Source organism: Candidatus Levibacter sp. Uisw_134_01, assembly GCF_047717795.1.
Lineage (GTDB): Bacteria > Pseudomonadota > Alphaproteobacteria > Puniceispirillales > Marisalimonadaceae > Marisalimonas.
The window spans coordinates 1,206,600-1,223,652 of sequence record NZ_CP159808.1 but is presented as its reverse complement, the minus strand read 5'-3'; the positions used below and the strand labels follow the sequence as shown (position 1 = coordinate 1,223,652).

Sequence of the window (17,053 nt, the reverse complement as noted above, 5' to 3'; positions counted from 1 at the left end):
TTATGACTGATATTACTCCATATATAGTTTTATCAAAACCTCAGTTAGGAGAAAACATAGGCTCTACCGCCAGAGCTATGAAAAACTTTGGTATTGAAAAATTAAGATTGATTTCTCCAAGAGATGGATGGCCCAATGAAACTGCGTATGCTATCTCAGCTGGAGCAGATAACGTATTAAATAATATTGAAGTATTTGATACTCTTGAAAAGGCAACTCAAGATATATCCTTATTAGTAGCTACTACAGCAAGGAAACGTGTTGTAGGTACCAAATCTTTAGACATTTTTGATGCAGTAGAAAAATCTTTTGAATATTCTATGAAGGGAGGACAAGTTGGTTTTTTATTCGGTCCAGAACAATCTGGTTTGTCTAATGATGATGTGGTACAAGCTGACTTTACTGTCTCTATCCCTTTAAATAAGGAGTTTTCGTCTTTAAACTTATCACAAGCAGTTTTGTTGATTTGTTGGGAGTGGAACAAAATTAAGTTGTTAAAAGCAGGTGTGAAAAAAAATAAAACTGTTTTAAATAAAAAATTAAAAAAGAGTACGGAACTGTCAAATGTTGGTGATAGAGAATATTTTTATAAGCAGTTAGACGAAATGCTGACACAATCAGGTTTCTTTTATTCTGCTGAAATGGCACCTGTTGTAAAAAGAAATATAAGAAGTTTATTCAATCGTGCATCCTTAACTCATCAAGATTTAAGAACACTTCATGGTATTATTAGATCTTTGTCTGGTAAATCAAATCGTACTTGACTTTTTTAATTTAACTAGTATTTTTCAGTTTCATTTCCGATAAAGTGGATTGTAGCATGGTGTTATTTATCCCGGAGTCTTTTTTAGCTTCTAATTGGAATAATCCACTACTTAAATGATAAGTAGTTTAGTATAGGGGTAATATTTTGCCTAAATCAGATCACAAAAGAACTAGTTCCAAACATAAAATTGATAGAAGACTTGGTGTTAATCTTTGGGGTAGACCAAAGTCACCATTAAATGATAGAGAGTACGCCCCAGGTCAGCACGGTCAAAGAAGAAAAAAGCCTACTGATTATGGCGTTCAGTTAATGGCTAAACAAAAATTAAAAGGTTATTATGGGAATATTGGAGAAAAACAGTTCAAAAAATATTATACCGCAGCTGTTCGTCAAAAAGGTGATACCGGTGCAAATTTAATAGGTATTCTGGAGTGTAGATTAGACGCTATATTATATAGAATGAAATTAGCACCAACAGTTTTTGCATGTAGACAGTTAATCAATCATGGTCATGTTTTAGTTAATGGTAACAGATGTAATATTCCTTCAAGGATGATAAATGTTGGAGAAGTTATTTCCTTAAAGGAAAAAGCCAAAGGTATACCCGCAGTTATCGAAGCTACTACATTACCTGAAAGAGATGTTCCTGAGTATGTTGAAGTAGATCATTCAAAGTTTTCAGGATCCTTAGTAAGAATACCTATGCCTGATGATGTGCCTTATCCAGTACAAATGGAAACAAATTTAGTTATTGAATTTTATTCACGTTAATAGGACTATATTATATTAAACGCTTTAATTTCAGCGTTTAATATAATTATATTATTTAAGAAGTTATACCTGCTTGCGTAAAGTAATCTTTAAGTTCACCATTTTCGTGCATTTCTCTTATTATATCACAACCACCTACAAATTCATTTTTAACATAAAGTTGTGGTATAGTAGGCCAATCAGAATATTCTTTAATTCCTTCTCTAATTTCAGAGTCTTCAAGAACGTTAACGCTGTTAAATTTTACGCCCATATGACTTAATACGCCTACAACTGCGGCTGAAAAACCACATTGAGGCATTACCGGAGTACCTTTCATAAACAACAATATTTCATTTTCTTTAATTATGTTCTCAATTTTTTCTTTAGTGTTTTGTTCCATTCTAGATCTCCTTTAATCTTTAGGTGCTGAAGTGTTAAGAGCTAATGCATGCAATTCTTTTCCAACTTTACCTTCCATCGCATTATAAATCATTTGATGTTGTTGAACACGGGTTTTACCTTTAAACTCCTCAGTAATTATTTGTGCGGCATAGTGATCGCCATCACCTCTTAAATCATCGATTGTAATTTTTGCATTTGGAAATGTTTTAAGAATAAGCTCTTCAATTTCATTTGCAGACATAGCCATTTGTAAACCTAACTTTTATATGTATCCATTAGTGAAGGTATGGTTGATTCATTTATATTATATATTTCTTTTATTGATATAGTATCTAATTCATTTAAATTCAAGTTAGAGCTAGTGTTTGTTGTTCCAAGAATATAATAATCTATTAAATTCTCTTTTAGCAATGAAACAACTTTGTCTGATTCATTAGTACTAATTATAATCCTATTTTGATCTTCTCCAAAACACCAAGAGTGCAGTAAATGATCTTTAGAATTTGAGCTTAGCAAGGTTTTTGGTAGATTAACATTTAAACCTAGTCTATTTTCAAAAAGCATTTCACATGTTGCGGTTAACAAACCTCCATCAGAAATATCATGTGCTCCAGTTAACAGTTTGTTATTATTTAGTGTTATTATTGTTTCAATTATTTGTTTTTCAGTTCTTAAATCAATTGGAGGAGGTGCACCATCGAAATCATCTATAATTATTTCTTGATATAGACTACATCCAAGCCATCCTTCAGTGAAATTCTGTTTTTGTCCTAAAATAATTAAAGTATTATTGTTTCCTGCACTTATTCCAAGGCAACTCTCTACTTCATCAATAATACCAACCATACCTATAACAGGAGTAGGCAAAATTCCTTGTCCATTAGTTTCGTTATAAAGAGAAACGTTTCCAGAAACAATTGGTGTATTAAAAGTTGAGGCGGCTTGAGATATACCTTTTATAGATCCTACAATTTCACCCATAACATTTATCTTTTCAGGGTTACCAAAATTTAGATTATTTGTAATGGCTAACGGTTTTGCCCCTGAAGCGGCTATATTTCGTGCAGCTTCACAGACTGCCTGCATGCCACCTATAATAGGATCAGATTTAACATATCTTGGAGTGCAATCTGTTGTCATTGCAATTCCTTTACCTAGTGATTTTTTAGTTTGTGTTCCATGAATTTTAACTATTGCGGCGTCACTTTTGCCATTACATAATATTGTATCACCCATAACTGAACTGTCATATTGTTCCCAAATCCATTTTTTACTTGCTATATTTGGGCTTTTAAACATTTTAATTAAAATATCATTTAAAGTTTGATTAGATTGAAAATCATCTGATTTAATTATCTTCTTATTTTGAAGGATTTCGTAAGGTCTATCGTATTCTGGAGCATCTTCAACAAGAGGATTAATAGGAATATTACATGCTTCAAAACCGTTCTTATCAAGAATTAATCTTCCTGTGTTTGTTACTTCACCAATATTAGCAAAGTCTAAATCCCATTTATTAAATATTAATTTGGCAGCTTCTTCAGATCCTGGCTTTAAAATCATTAACATTCTTTCTTGGCTTTCAGATAGCATGATTTCGTAACTTGTCATTCCTTCTTCTCTTATTGGAACTAAGTCTAAATTTAAATGCATGCCTAATCCACCCTTTGAAGCCATCTCAACACTCGAACTAGTTAAACCTGCAGCACCCATGTCTTGGATAGATAGAACAACGTCTGTTTGCATTAATTCCAAGCATGCCTCTAATAATAATTTACCTGTAAAGGGATCTCCAACTTGTACAGTGGGTCTTTTTTCTGAACTACTTTCTGTAAATTCTGCTGAAGCCATTGTTGCTCCGTGAATACCATCTCTTCCGGTTTTTGCGCCAACATATATTACAGGGTTGCCTGCACCAGTAGCAGCTGAATAAAATATTTTATCTTTTTGAGCTAAGCCTACAGCCATTGCATTGACTAAAATATTACCGTCATAAGATTTATTAAAATTAGTTTCACCACCTACTGTTGGTATCCCTATGCAATTACCATATCCACCAATCCCTTTTACTACACCTGAAACAAGGTGCTTAGTTAGTGGGTGATTAATAGACCCAAATCTTAAAGCATTTAAAAGGGCTATTGGTCTAGCTCCCATAGTAAACACATCTCTTAAAATTCCTCCAACACCAGTTGCTGAACCCTGATAAGGTTCTATAAAAGATGGATGATTATGTGATTCTATTTTAAAAATAGCTGCTTGATCATTGCCAATATCAATAACTCCAGCATTTTCACCAGGTCCTTGAATAACATGTTCAGCTTTAGTTGGTAGAGTTTTTAACCATTTTTTTGAACTCTTATATGAGCAATGCTCCGAGAACATTGCAGAAAATATTCCTAATTCAGTTTGGTTAGGAATTTTATTAATTTTATTACATATTAACTCAAACTCATCTTTGCTAAGTCCCATTCCTAAAGCTTGATCTAAGTTGCTTTCTTGCTGAGCTGTATATTCATTTTCATTAATTTCTCTAAGTTCAAGGTTTCTTTTTTGCATTATTTAACCAACTATCTGTTCAATACTTTTAGTTAAAAATTTTAGACCGTCTGTTCCGCCATGCAAAGAACTTATAGATCTTTCTGGGTGAGGCATCATGCCTAAAACTCTCCCATTTTCAGATAAGATTCCAGCAATATCATTTAATGAACCATTGGGATTATAATCAGTTTCGATTTCTGAACTCTTTTTATACTTAAACGCTATTCGACCGTTATTTTCTAGTTCTTTTAGAAGTTCATTATTAGTAATGTAATTTCCTTCATTATGAGCAACAGGAATATTTAAGCAATCACCTATGTTAAATGAAGATAAAAAAGGACTTTGAATGGAATCTTGAATTTCTAAAGTTGTTTCTCTGCAAGTAAATAACAATTTTTTATTTCTAACTAAAGAACCAGGAAGTATATTTGCTTCTATTAGAATTTGAAAACCATTACAAACACCCAATAAAGCTCCGCCTCTACTAACGTGATTTTTTATATTCTTTATTATAGGAGATCTCGCAGCTAGTGCTCCGCATCTAAGGTAATCTCCAAAACTAAATCCCCCAGGGATTACGATTAAATCTAGATTAGGCGCTTCTGTATCTTTATGCCATAATTTTAGAGGTGATTTACCAGTTATTTTTTTTATAGCGACAGCCATGTCCCTATCACAATTAGAACCTGGAAATATTGCAATGGCAGTACGCATGTACTTTATTTATCCTTAATAATATTTATATGGTAATTTTCAATAACTATATTAACTAGCAATTCTTGACACATTTTATCAGCCTGTTTTAAAACCTCATTCTCATCTGTTTCATCAATATTTAATATAATCTGTTTACCAGTTCTTATATTATCAAAATTGTTGTAACCAAGATTTCTGAGAGTGTTATCTATTGCTTGACCTTCAGGATCTAAAACTCCCTCTTTAAGAGATATATTTACTTCTACTTTCATTTTAATACTCTATTTTACTATTTCAGTTTTAGTACTTGCATAAGTTTTCTTTTCAGGAAGTATTCCCAAACGATTAGCAACTTCTTGATATGCTTCTTTCAATCCGCCAATATCTTGTCGAAATAAATCTTTATCCATTTTGTTATTAGTATTTGTATCCCACAATCTACAATTGTCAGGACTTATTTCGTCAGCTAATAATAATATTGAACTACCATCTTCTGAATAGAAACGACCAAACTCAATTTTAAAATCAACAAGCTTCAAACCGATACCAAGAAACAATCCTCTTAGAAAATCATTTATTCGAAGTCCATATTCATGCATTTCATCCAATTCATCTCGGGATCCCCATTCAAAATTAATTATATGGTCTTCATTAATAAATGGATCACCTAATTCATCTTTTTTTAAATAATGTTCAACTAAGGGTCTTAAAAAGGTAGTTCCTTCTTTTAAACCTAGTCTTTTTACAATAGATCCTGCTGCTATGTTTCTAACAACAAATTCTACAGGTATAATTTCAACCTTTCTTACTAATTGTTCCCTCATATTTATCTTTTTTATATAATGAGTAGGTATGCCTAATTCATTAATTTTTTTCATAAGAAAGTCAGATATGGCATTGTTTAAAACACCTTTACCATTAATGATTGAGTGTTTTTCAGCATTGTTTGCAGTAGCATCATCCTTAAAATATTGAACTACTGTATCTGGAGTAGGGCCTTCAAATATTGTTTTAGCTTTTCCATCATATAGAATTTTTTTATTCGCCATTGTATTATTCCTATTTCGAAAAAACTCTTTGAAAAATTGTATCTACGTGAACAAAATGTTGTTCTAAATTAAATAATTTTTCTATTTCAGCTTCATCAAGAAACTTTCTTACATTTTGATCATCTATAAGTAACTTTTTATAAACGTTCTTTCTTTCATGTTCAGGTGTTTCCCAAACTTTCATAGCATTACTTTGTACCATTTCATAAGCACTTTCTCTACTAGCACCTTTTTGAGTTAAAGCTAATAATACTTGTTGTGAATGTACAAGACCACCAAGTTTTTCAAGGTTTAATTGCATTGTATTTGGATAAATTAATAAATTTTCAATTACATTTGTTAATCTATGTAGCGCAAAGTCTAGAGTTATTGTTGCGTCTGGCGCAATCATTCGTTCTACAGATGAATGTGAAATATCTCTTTCATGCCATAACGTTACATTTTCCAAAGCAGGGATTACTGAAGACCTTACAAGTCTAGCTAATCCAGTTAAATTTTCTGTTAAAACAGGATTTCTCTTGTGAGGCATTGCGCTGGAACCTTTTTGACCTTGAGAAAAAAACTCCTCAACCTCTCTAACTTCTGTTCTTTGCAGGTGTCTAATTTCTGTTGCTAAACGTTCCACACTTGAAGCTATAACACCTAATATAGAAAAAAACATAGCATGCCTGTCTCTAGGTATTATCTGTGTTGAAATTTCTTCTGGTATTAAATCTAATTTTTGGGAAACATAATTTTCAACATATGGGTCAATATGTGCGAATGTTCCTACAGCTCCAGATATGGCACAGGTACTTATTTCTTTTCTTGCATCTAATAACCGTTTTTTATTACGTTTAAACTCAGCATAATAACTAGCAAGCTTCAGTCCAAAAGTTATTGGCTCAGCATGAATTGCGTGCGACCTACCTATAGTAACAGTGTTTTTATGTTCTATTGAGCGTTTCTCGATTGCTTTAAGTAAAAGATCTAAATCATTTAATAAAATGTCGGATGCTTTTTGTAGTTGTATAGAAAGGGTAGTATCTAATACATCAGATGATGTCATTCCTTGATGAATAAATCTAGCATCTTCTCCAATATATTCTGTTAAGTTAGTTAAAAATGCTATGACGTCATGCTTTGTAGTTTTTTCTATTTCATCAATACTATCAATATCAAATTGACCTTTTTCCCAAATAATTTTAGCAGAATCTTTAGGTATAACACCCAATTTTGCTTGAGCATCGCATGCGTGTGCTTCAATTTGAAACCAAATATTAAATTTTTCTTGTTGAGACCAAATGTCAACCATTTGTTTTCTTGAATATCTCTCAATCATACTTCACCTTAATTTTAATTTTTTAAACTGTGCTTGCAAGAATTTATAAATTTGTTTTATTGTTTATGGTATATATTATTTAAATAATGATATTTAAATATATAACTTTTTTTTAGTTTTTATACGAGAAATTTAATGATTATTGGATCAATTATTAAAAATGCGATCAAAATACTAGCAACTAATCCAACTGCCAGAAAAAAAGCAGGTGAGGTTGCTTTCAAAGCTTACAAAAAAGCTAAGCCAATTATTAAAAAAACATCTAAATCACTTAAAGAAACGTTAGATAAAAAGTTAACGAAATAAATTTATATGGAGTTATTTATAAGTAATCAGGTTGCGTGTAACCTTTAGATGAATGCGTAAAGACCTCATATCCACTACTTGTAACTCCTATACTATGCTCAAACTGAGCGGATAGACTTTTGTCACGGGTTTCTGCTGTCCATCCATCAGAGAGGATTTTGACATCATATTTACCTGAATTAATCATCGGTTCAATAGTAAAGATCATACCTTCTTCCAATTCGTCTCCAGTGTTTGGTTTACCATAGTGAAGAATAGTAGGAGGTGAATGAAATACTTTTCCTAATCCATGACCTGTGAAATCTCTTACTACTGATAATCCATGACTCTCAGCATGAGATTGAATTGCATGACCAATGTCACCAGTTGTACTTCCTGGTCGTACAGTTTTTATGCCTAACCAAAGACATTCATATGTAATTCTAGTTAAGAATTTAGCTTTATTACTTGGTTCACCAACAAAAAACATTCTACTTGTATCGCCATACCATCCATCAAGAATGACTGTTATATCTATATTTAAAATATCGCCGTTATTTAAAATTTTATCTCCTGGTATTCCATGACAAACAACATGATTGACTGAAATACAGGTGGCTTTAGGAAAGCCTTTATAATTAAGTGGTGCAGGAATAGCATTGTTTTTTAAAATAAAATCGTGACAGAGATCATTTAAATAGCCTGTAGTAACATTAGGTTTTACATAATCAGTAATATAATCTAATACCTCTGCTGCAAGCTTGCCTGCATCATGCATTTTTAAAAATGAATCTTTACTGTGTAGTTCAATATGGTTATTCATTAAGTCCAACTAATATATTCGTAATTATTTATTATAATTATTTACTTATACGTACAATAATAATTTTTTTTAAGGATTACTACATATGATTTCAACTGCAGGCATAATAATAATTGGTGATGAAATATTATCAGGAAGGACCAAAGACACTAATATTAATTGGATAGCTTCGGAATTAAATAATGTAGGCATTAGATTAATTGAGGCAAGAATAATTGCAGATGACATGGACACTATTATTAAAACAATTCAAACTTTTTCTAAAAATTTTACTTATGTATTTTCTTGTGGAGGAATTGGTCCTACCCATGACGATATAACTACTGAAGCAGTTGTCAAGGCTTTCAATCAAAAATTAGAAAAAAATAGTGAAGCTATGAGAAGGTTAAAAGTACATTATGAAGGTACTAATATCGAGTTCAATGAGGCAAGACAGAAGATGGCAATAATTCCAACAAATTCAACATTAATTGATAACCCAGTTTCTGCAGCACCTGGTTATAAAATTGAAAATTTATTTGTCTTTGCAGGTGTACCAAAAATAATGCAAGGAATGTTTCATACTATTTTAAACGAATTAACAGGAGGTAAAAAACTTTTATCAAAGACTGTATCAAGTAATATTGGTGAAGGTTTAATTGCAAAAGATTTAGAAAAAATAGAAAATGATTTTTTAGGTGTTAAAATTGGTTCTTATCCATATTTTAAACCCGGTAGTTTTGGTACATCAATAGTTTTAAGATCTGAAAATACAACGCAACTTAACAAAGCATCTGAAGCAGTATTGTCTGCTGTGATTAAACTTGGTGGTAAAGGAAAAATTTTTGAAGAAGGTCAAGTTGACGAAAGAAATCTCTGAATATTTATTTAGAAGAGGGGATAGAACTTTTAGTATTTTTTTTTAGATTTAATTTTTTCTTTTTTAGCAAACTTATTAAAATTACTCCTGATATAAAACCAGCTATATGTGCTGCATATGCTACTCCACCTGATCCTAGCTCATTTCCGCTGAAGCTAATAAATTGGAATATTATCCATCCTCCCAGAACAATAAACGCTCTTATTTTAAATATTTTAAAAAATATAATAAACCAAAAGAAGACTTTAATTTTAGCACTTGGGAATAAAACAAGGTATGCGCCTAAAACACCAGCTATAGCTCCGGATGCACCAACCATAGGTACGGTAGACATAGGGTCTAAAAATGCTTGAGCAAAAGCTGCACAAGTACCAGTAAAAAAATAAAAGAAAACAAATTTTTTTCTACCCAATGTTTCTTCAACATTGTCTCCAAAAATATATAAGTAGGTCATGTTGCCAATAAGGTGCATCCATCCACCATGAAGAAACATAGAAGTTATAATTGATAAGACAGGAGGAATTACTTTTAGTGAATCAGATAATTCAGAATAACCAAATATTAATGCTGGAACCATTCCAAACGTCAAAAATACTTTATCTTGTATGAAACCGTCTTCAAAAGTGTAATTAAGAAAAGCTAAAGAACATAATAAAATTATAGTCCAGCTTATTAGTGGCTTTTGTTTTGTTGGGTTTTCGTCTGCAAAAGGAAAAAAAAACATTAATTAAAATTCTATATTGTCAATTAATCTTGTTTTATTAATTGTAGCAGAAGCTAAAAACACTTTTTTCCCAGTAAAATTGCTATCTTTAACGGTATTAAGCTGGCTATCCCTAAGTTCAAAATAGTCAAAGATTAGGTTTTTTGATTTTAAAAATTTTTGTGCGTCTTTGATGATTTCTTCAGTATTTATTTTATTATTGTAAGATATTACACTTTGTTGAAGGCTTTTATACAAACTAGATGCTAATTTCAATTCTTGTTCCGACAAATAATTATTTCTTGAAGATAATGCAAGTCCACTTTGTGATCTAATTATAGGAGCTGTTAGTAATTCTAAATTAGGATAAAGTGACTTTGCCATTTTTTTTATTAATATTTGTTGTTGATAGTCTTTAGCTCCAAAAATAGCTATGTCAGGATTTATTAATTCAAACATTCTATTAACTACTGTTAAAACACCATCAAAATGACCAGGTCTTATTTTTCCGCATAGATCTCTACCTAACATACCAGAATCTATATTTTTTATTTTACCAGGGGGCGGAAAAACTTCATCCTTATTAACTGGCATAAACAAAACGTCACATTGTTCTTTTTCAAGTTTTTCAATGTCTAATTCATGAGTTTTTGGATATTTATCAAAATCTTCATTGTTGCCAAATTGTAGTGGATTAATAAATATTGTAGTTATTGTTTTTGATGATTTTAATTTTGCGAGTTTAATCAAAGATAAATGGCCGTCATGTAAGTTGCCCATTGTAGGTATTAAAGCCAATTTACCAGGTCTGTTCGATAAATTTTTTAGAGTGTCTTTAAGTTCAACTTTTGTACGGGCAATAATCATTAATATAATGGCCTATGTACTTTACTTGTATTTATTAACAAATTATATGGTACGAGCGGGGGGACTTGAACCCCCACGTCCTTATCGGACTCTGGATTTTAAGTCCAGTGCGTCTACCATTCCGCCACGCTCGCAAAACCATATTGTTGTTGTCTAACTTAGGTTTGTAGCTAAGGCAAGTTTTTTATGGCATTTAATATCAATTTTTATATAGTTTGATTTATACAAACTGGAGAATAAAATGACTAAAAATAAACTAGGAAGTGAAATAAAAGGAGAGGAATATCTAGTACTGCATGAATTTGCAAAAAAGGCTAAAGAAAAACTTTCAAAAGAGACTTGGGATTATTTAATTGGAGCAGCTGAAACCGAAACTACTTTTAAAAGAAATAGATATGCTCTTGATAGTTTAGCTTTTAGACCCAGAGTTTTAAGAGACGTAGAAAAAGTAAATTTATCCTCAAAATTATTTGGTAATGAATTAAGAATACCTATTATTTTAGCGCCAATAGGCTCTATGCAAGATTTTGTTGAGGGTGCTGGAGAAGCCCCTACAAAAGCTGCTTCTGAATTTGGGGTAATGCATATGATTAGTTCAACTTGTATGCCAGGCTTTGAACAGGTAGCTAAAAGTGTTAACTATCCAAAGTTATTTCAATTATATGTTAGAGGAGATCAAGATTGGGTTGATGATAATATTAAAAAAGCCATTGACTTAAATTATGCAGGTATTTGTTTAACAGTAGATTTAGATGCTTATGGGAGAAGAGAAAGAGATTTAGCTAAAAGATATAGAACCACATCTCGACAATCAGCCTCAGGTTTTGAACATCAAATGCGTTTTTCTTGGAAAGATATTGATAGAATAAAAACTTATTGTGATTTACCAATAATTATAAAAGGAATAGCAACAAAAGAAGATGCTATTCTTGCAGTTGAGCACGGGGTCGAGGTTATTTACGTATCAAATCATGGTGGTAGACAATTAGATTTTGGATTAGGTGGTTTAAAAGTACTACCTGAAATAGTAGATGCGGTTGGCAAAAATGCAACTATCTTTTTTGATGGTGGTATAATGAGAGGTACTGATGTAGTAAAAGCATTGTCTTTAGGAGCAGATGTGGTTGGCATTGGAAGACTTCAAGGATTGGCTGCAGCGGCTGGAGGTTCAAAAGCTATTTATAGAATGTTAGAGTTGCTTGAATTAGAAATTATAACTTGTCTAAGATTATTAGGTGTAAATGATATTACTGATCTAAATAGTAGTCTTTTAACTACAGACAATTCATATGGTACTTTAGATGCGTTAAGTGCTTTTCCATTAATTAACGAAGGTTATTGATTTATTTGAAATAGAATTTGATTAAATTTTTTCAAAAATTTTTCGGCTATAGTATTTGGTGATAGTGGGACTATTTTTTGATTTGTATGTTTTAAATCAGGTTTTTTCAAAATTTGCATAGCTTCTTCCTCTCTGTAACCTCCAACCGAAATTGCTTCATACCACGCTAATGCTTTATCTATTTTTTTTATTTTTAGTTCTATAGATTTAGGAATTTTAGCAGGAAGACCAAACCTAATATATATTGCTTTCATTAGATTTTCTTCAACTTCACGGTAACTATTATTTAGTGCATATTTGAAAGGGGTTATAAGGTCACCTATTACGTACTCTGGTGAGTCATGAAGTAAAGCTGCCAATCTCCATTTATTTTTTAAGCTAGGATATTCAAAAGTAAATAACTCCTCAACTAAAATAGAATGCTGGGCTACTGAATAAGCATGCACGCCTGTTGTCTGACCATTCCATCTGGTTACCCTTGATAATCCTAATGCAATGTCTTCTATTTCTATGTCAAGTGGTGAAGGGGACAATATATCTAACTTTCGCCCAGATAACATTCTTTGCCAAGCCCTATTATTTTTATCTTTAAAAATTCTAATAATTCCTCATAACAAATTTATTGATTTATTATATATAAAATATAAAAAGAATAAATAATAACCTAATTGGAAAATGTCTTGGATTTTTATCAAGCTCAACATAAATATAGGCAAAAACAATTAAAGTTTGTATTTAGTTCTATTTTAAAGTTAATTTTTGTTTTATTTATTTTTTTGACTGGATGGTGGTTTGGTAATAATGATAACCTAATACTCATTCAAGAGAATGAAAGAATTATAAATGAATTCAACCAAACAAAAAATAATCTTGAAAGAAAATTAACAGATATTAGGCTAAAATTAAAAGAAGCAAATCTGTCCTTAAGTACACAAATTATAAAAGATAAAAAAACAGATATAGGTGAAAAAGCAAAGCAAGTGCTTGCGGCTAGTTTAGCTAAAGGGATACCTGAAAAGACTATAATTAATAACTTAATATTACTAAGTAAAAATAAGGTTTGTGCTAATTCTCAAAATGCAGAATTAGCTGTTTCAACAGAATCTTTTGTCCCTCCTAAAAATACATTATCATTGTTATCAGATAGTTTAAAAATTAAAGCTGAAGGTAATATTTCTAAGGATAACAACGAAGACCCAAATTTTAATGTGTCTAAACCTGTTAGAGTTACATTAATTTACCTGGGTAACAATGATATAATTGAAGGAGAACTTCCTTTAAAAAAAGCTATTTTTGCGGACAAATTTTCTGTAAATATTGAAATTTTAAAGTCTAAAGTAAGAGGAGCCGTAATTGTGCGTTACAAAACTTGTAAAATTTAGAAGAATATAACTATCAATCCTAATAAAATTATAATTAAAAAAAGAACTGTGAGATTTAAACATGGCATTAAACACAGCAATTATTTCAGGTGCAAGCGATGGCATCGGAGCTGCGTTTAGCAAGATTCTTATCAAACATGGCTGGGAAGTTATTGGAATAAGTCGTAACGAGAAAAAATTAAATCAGTTAAAAAAAACAATCAAAATCAATAAAGAAAACTTCAAACCATACGTTTGTAATGTCAAAGATTTAAAAAAATTGGTGTCTATTGCTAAAGAGGTAAATACGCCTAAATTAATCTTTTTAAATGCGGGCATTTATAGTCCCGTTAATTCTAGCCAAAGCAACATAGATACTTATAAAAATCACATTGATGTTAATTATATTGGAGTTTTGAATTGTTATGAAGCATTTCTTCCTAAAATGTTATTAAATAAAAATGGACAAATTATAATTATGTCAAGTATCTCTGGTTGGATTGGTTTACCAAAAGCTGCAGCATATGGGCCTACAAAAGCAGCTTTAAGGTCTTTTGGACAATCAATTAGATATGATTTGTATTCTAAGGGTATTAAAGTACAAGTTTGTAGCCCTGGTTTTGTAGAAACCTCCGCGACATCTTTAAATGATTTTTATATGCCTGGTCTTATGAACGTTAATAAAGCAGCTGAATTAATTTATAAAAACATGAAATCAAATAAATTTGAGTTTTCTTTTCCATTCCTTTTTTCATTATTTATGAAATTGTTTAGCTTGTTACCTGATAAATTATCATCATATCTTATAAAAAAAAATATTAGTTGAAATTTTAAAAATGAATGAAACATATATAAAAGACTACATAAGTTTATTTAGTCATCTAAGTTTAAATAATATTGAACAATTTGATAACTGTATTGATAAGGATATTATGTTTTCTGACCCGTTTAATTATATTCAGGGCAGTGAAAATTTTAAAAAAATTTTTTATCACATGTTCAAAAATGTTAAGGACCCTAGCTTTATTGTTCTAAACTACTCAAAAAGTGAAAATAAAGTTTTTTTGAAATGGAAAATGGTCTTCTACGCTTTTAAATCGAAACAATTCATTCAAGGTGTAAGCGAAATAACTTTAAATTCAGATGGTAAAATTAATTGTCACATTGATTATTGGGATTCTATGAATGGACTTTTTATTAAATTACCATTTATTGGTGTTTTATACAGACTGAGTTTAAAAATTTTTAAGGTGAAGATTTAATTCAATTTTAAATTTATCTGTTTTAAGTCAATGTTCTTTGATAAAAAACCACCTTCACAATATGAAAGATAATAATTCCATAATAGTTTAAATCTTTCATCAAAACCTAATTTTTCAATTTTTGTCCAATTCCTGTTAAACTCTTTATTCCATATATTAAGAGTTTTAGCATAATCATTTGAGTAACTATTTATTGAATTTATTCTAAATGAAGTATTTTCAATAATATTTTTAAGCACCTCTACTGAAGGAAGCATTCCTCCAGGGAAAATATATTTTTGGATGAAATCAGGGTTGTTTTTATAAACATTGTAAATTTTATCATCAATAGTTATTAATTGAAGACCAACGTTTCCATTAGGTTTTAAAATTGTTTTAATTTTTTCAAAAAAAGTCTTCCAATATTCTCTTCCGACTGCCTCAAACATTTCTATAGATAATACCTTATCAAATTGACCTTTGATATTACGGTAATCACAGAAAACAACCTTAACTTTCGATGTTAAATTAGCTTTTTCCATTCTCTCTGTTGTAAATTTGAATTGTTCTCTTGAAATTGTTAGAGCAGTGATTTGGCAGTCATAGTTTTTAGCTAAGAATTCAGAGAACCCCCCCCAACCACAACCAATTTCTAGTATATTATCTCCCTTTTTAATTGATGATAAATCAGCTAATTTTTGGTATTTATTATTTTGCGCTAATTCTAAGTTATCATTTTTGCCATTAAATATTGCTGAAGAGTAAGTCATTGATTTATCTAACCAGTATTTATAAAACTGATTACCTAAATCATAGTGATGAGATATGTTTTTCTTAGCCTGTATTTTGGTGTTTTTATTTTTAAAATGAAGATATTTATTATAAAGATATCTAAAAATTGTAATTTTAAATGTCTCTTCAGCTTGGTCGTTATTAAGAGCACAATAGTGCATTAAATTTGTTAAATTATTTGTTATAATTCGTTTACTTATATATAGCTCTGCAAATTTAATTGAACCACCTTGGATTATTTCTCTTACTACATTTGTATCAACTATTTTTAATTTAGCGTTTGGACCTTTGTGAATAGCATCTATCTTTTGATATTTTCCATCAGGCCATTCTATTTGAAGAGAACCATAAGGAAATTTTTTAATACCTTTTAAAAATATTTTGTCCCAAAAATTCATTATTTTTCCTTATTTATTAACTCTTAATTTTTTATTTATCTTTAGGCAGATGGTTTCCAAAAGAATGCTTTATTGTTTCACTTTTAGGAACTTTGTAAATTCTGGCTTTTTTTAGCCAAAGTAAAAAAGCTTGTAAATGAATATTGATCCAAATTTTTCCAGGAAAAACAATGAGTTTACAAATTGATTTTAAAATATTTAAGTTATTAAATTGAATTTCCTTTAAATTCATAGATGCAAAAAAGACGGTATTATTATTCATTACATATTCTACAGATGTTATTATCTTTTTATCTATATGATTTGCATATAAATTATAGTAACCCTTCTTATTATAGAATGGGGAGACAAATAACTTTTTCAATACTCTTTGTGTAATTACTTTTTTATCAGTGTTTTTTAAAACATAATGATGAATATCTCCAAAAGTATTTTTAACTTCAAAAACAGTATGTACTAAAAGGTTCGTGGAATTATAACAAAAGTAAACAGACAAAGGGTTAAAACCATAACCAAACACTTTTGGAAATGTTAATAACTTTATATCCTTAATTTTATTTTTATCATAAGACGAGTTTGTAATTAAACTTAATATGTATTCATATAAATCATCTTTATTAGTTCCTTTTTTTCTTGGTCCATGATCTGAAGCGGACCAACCAAAAAAATTGAACTTATCAGTTGAAAAAAAGGAAGGCTTTTTAAAATTATCATTATTGTCTTTTTCTAAATCTAATAAAATGGCGTTAATTTTATTTTTAAAAAAATGGTTTATTTTCCCTGTACGATTGTGATTTATTAAACCCTCAAATAATTTTATATTAATTTCAGAAGACTTCTTATAATTATTCAAT

At 30.2% G+C, this 17,053-nt stretch carries 21 protein-coding genes and 1 tRNA gene; 8 read left to right on the top strand and 14 right to left on the bottom strand.

Going from position 1 to position 17,053, the window contains the following annotated elements; translation table 11 throughout:
* The first annotated feature begins 2 nt into the window (after positions 1-2).
* On the top strand, positions 3-764 hold the full coding sequence (locus ABXT66_RS06315; RefSeq protein WP_443642641.1) for an RNA methyltransferase: 762 nt from the start codon (positions 3-5) through the stop codon (positions 762-764).
* A 146-nt stretch (positions 765-910) separates the two neighbouring features.
* Entirely contained in the window at positions 911-1,537 is a 627-nt protein-coding gene (rpsD, locus tag ABXT66_RS06310; RefSeq protein WP_443642640.1) for a 30S ribosomal protein S4, read from the top strand.
* A 55-nt stretch (positions 1,538-1,592) separates the two neighbouring features.
* On the opposite strand, the gene grxD is transcribed toward rpsD, so the two are convergent.
* Genes grxD through purB form a run of 7 tightly spaced genes read right to left on the bottom strand, consistent with a single transcriptional unit; the run spans position 1,593 to position 7,528 of the window.
* Positions 1,593-1,919 carry a Grx4 family monothiol glutaredoxin gene (grxD, locus tag ABXT66_RS06305; RefSeq protein ID WP_443642639.1) on the bottom strand — a complete coding sequence of 109 codons (327 nt, stop codon included), beginning with the start codon at positions 1,917-1,919 and terminating at the stop codon, positions 1,593-1,595.
* 12 nt (positions 1,920-1,931) lie between these two features.
* A complete protein-coding gene (locus ABXT66_RS06300) occupies positions 1,932-2,168 on the bottom strand; it encodes a BolA/IbaG family iron-sulfur metabolism protein (protein ID WP_443642638.1) in 237 nt (78 codons plus the stop codon).
* 8 nt (positions 2,169-2,176) lie between these two features.
* Positions 2,177-4,480: a phosphoribosylformylglycinamidine synthase subunit PurL gene (purL, locus tag ABXT66_RS06295; RefSeq protein WP_443642637.1), complete on the bottom strand. Its 2,304-nt coding sequence runs from the start codon at positions 4,478-4,480 to the stop codon at positions 2,177-2,179.
* A 3-nt stretch (positions 4,481-4,483) separates the two neighbouring features.
* A complete protein-coding gene (gene purQ / locus ABXT66_RS06290) occupies positions 4,484-5,176 on the bottom strand; it encodes a phosphoribosylformylglycinamidine synthase subunit PurQ (RefSeq protein WP_443642636.1) in 693 nt (230 codons plus the stop codon).
* Positions 5,177-5,181: 5 nt separating this feature from the next.
* On the bottom strand, positions 5,182-5,430 hold the full coding sequence (gene purS, locus ABXT66_RS06285) for a phosphoribosylformylglycinamidine synthase subunit PurS (protein WP_443642635.1): 249 nt from the start codon (positions 5,428-5,430) through the stop codon (positions 5,182-5,184).
* A gap of 9 nt (positions 5,431-5,439) precedes the next feature.
* Entirely contained in the window at positions 5,440-6,207 is a 768-nt protein-coding gene (gene purC, locus ABXT66_RS06280) for a phosphoribosylaminoimidazolesuccinocarboxamide synthase (protein WP_443642634.1), read from the bottom strand.
* Positions 6,208-6,217: 10 nt separating this feature from the next.
* Positions 6,218-7,528 (bottom strand): adenylosuccinate lyase, encoded by a 1,311-nt coding sequence (gene purB, locus ABXT66_RS06275; RefSeq protein ID WP_443642633.1) that lies wholly within the window; start codon positions 7,526-7,528, stop codon positions 6,218-6,220.
* A gap of 135 nt (positions 7,529-7,663) precedes the next feature.
* Between purB and ABXT66_RS06270 the strand changes: the two genes are divergently transcribed.
* Positions 7,664-7,834 carry a hypothetical protein gene (locus ABXT66_RS06270; RefSeq protein WP_443642632.1) on the top strand — a complete coding sequence of 57 codons (171 nt, stop codon included), beginning with the start codon at positions 7,664-7,666 and terminating at the stop codon, positions 7,832-7,834.
* 16 nt (positions 7,835-7,850) lie between these two features.
* Here ABXT66_RS06270 and map read toward each other — a convergent pair whose 3' ends face one another.
* Positions 7,851-8,636, bottom strand: a complete 786-nt coding sequence (map, locus tag ABXT66_RS06265; protein ID WP_443642631.1) for a type I methionyl aminopeptidase — start codon at positions 8,634-8,636, stop codon at positions 7,851-7,853.
* An 85-nt stretch (positions 8,637-8,721) separates the two neighbouring features.
* On the opposite strand from map, the gene ABXT66_RS06260 reads away from it, so the two are divergent.
* A complete protein-coding gene (locus ABXT66_RS06260; RefSeq protein ID WP_443642630.1) occupies positions 8,722-9,495 on the top strand; it encodes a competence/damage-inducible protein A in 774 nt (257 codons plus the stop codon).
* 4 nt (positions 9,496-9,499) lie between these two features.
* Here ABXT66_RS06260 and ABXT66_RS06255 read toward each other — a convergent pair whose 3' ends face one another.
* From ABXT66_RS06255 to ABXT66_RS06245, 3 genes are all read right to left on the bottom strand, one after another.
* Entirely contained in the window at positions 9,500-10,219 is a 720-nt protein-coding gene (locus ABXT66_RS06255) for a rhomboid family intramembrane serine protease (protein ID WP_443642629.1), read from the bottom strand.
* A gap of 3 nt (positions 10,220-10,222) precedes the next feature.
* The gene (gene panC / locus ABXT66_RS06250) at positions 10,223-11,065 is read right to left on the bottom strand and encodes a pantoate--beta-alanine ligase (RefSeq protein ID WP_443642628.1); all 843 of its coding nucleotides are present in this window, start codon (positions 11,063-11,065) and stop codon (positions 10,223-10,225) included.
* Positions 11,066-11,112: 47 nt separating this feature from the next.
* Positions 11,113-11,199 (bottom strand) — tRNA-Leu (locus ABXT66_RS06245).
* 107 nt (positions 11,200-11,306) lie between these two features.
* On the opposite strand from ABXT66_RS06245, the gene ABXT66_RS06240 reads away from it, so the two are divergent.
* Positions 11,307-12,407, top strand: coding sequence for an alpha-hydroxy acid oxidase (locus ABXT66_RS06240; RefSeq protein WP_443642627.1), 1,101 nt, complete (start codon positions 11,307-11,309; stop codon positions 12,405-12,407).
* Here the strand turns inward: ABXT66_RS06240 and ABXT66_RS06235 are convergent.
* Entirely contained in the window at positions 12,401-12,967 is a 567-nt protein-coding gene (locus tag ABXT66_RS06235) for a YfbR-like 5'-deoxynucleotidase (RefSeq protein ID WP_443642626.1), read from the bottom strand. The genes ABXT66_RS06240 and ABXT66_RS06235 overlap by 7 nt on opposite strands.
* A 120-nt stretch (positions 12,968-13,087) precedes the next feature.
* On the opposite strand from ABXT66_RS06235, the gene ABXT66_RS06230 reads away from it, so the two are divergent.
* From ABXT66_RS06230 to ABXT66_RS06220, 3 genes are all read left to right on the top strand, one after another.
* Entirely contained in the window at positions 13,088-13,789 is a 702-nt protein-coding gene (locus tag ABXT66_RS06230) for a hypothetical protein (protein WP_443642625.1), read from the top strand.
* Between the two features lie 61 nt (positions 13,790-13,850).
* Entirely contained in the window at positions 13,851-14,594 is a 744-nt protein-coding gene (locus ABXT66_RS06225; protein WP_443642624.1) for an SDR family NAD(P)-dependent oxidoreductase, read from the top strand.
* Positions 14,595-14,604: 10 nt separating this feature from the next.
* A complete protein-coding gene (locus ABXT66_RS06220) occupies positions 14,605-15,030 on the top strand; it encodes a DUF2358 domain-containing protein (protein ID WP_443642623.1) in 426 nt (141 codons plus the stop codon).
* On the opposite strand, the gene ABXT66_RS06215 is transcribed toward ABXT66_RS06220, so the two are convergent.
* Together ABXT66_RS06215 and ABXT66_RS06210 are read right to left on the bottom strand one after the other, a co-directional pair.
* Complete coding sequence (locus ABXT66_RS06215) at positions 15,027-16,199, bottom strand: class I SAM-dependent methyltransferase (RefSeq protein ID WP_443642622.1); 1,173 nt, start codon at positions 16,197-16,199, stop codon at positions 15,027-15,029. The two genes, ABXT66_RS06220 and ABXT66_RS06215, sit on opposite strands and share 4 nt — an antisense overlap.
* A gap of 31 nt (positions 16,200-16,230) precedes the next feature.
* Positions 16,231-17,052, bottom strand: coding sequence for a DUF1365 domain-containing protein (locus ABXT66_RS06210; RefSeq protein WP_443642621.1), 822 nt, complete (start codon positions 17,050-17,052; stop codon positions 16,231-16,233).
* Position 17,053: the final 1 nt, after the last annotated feature.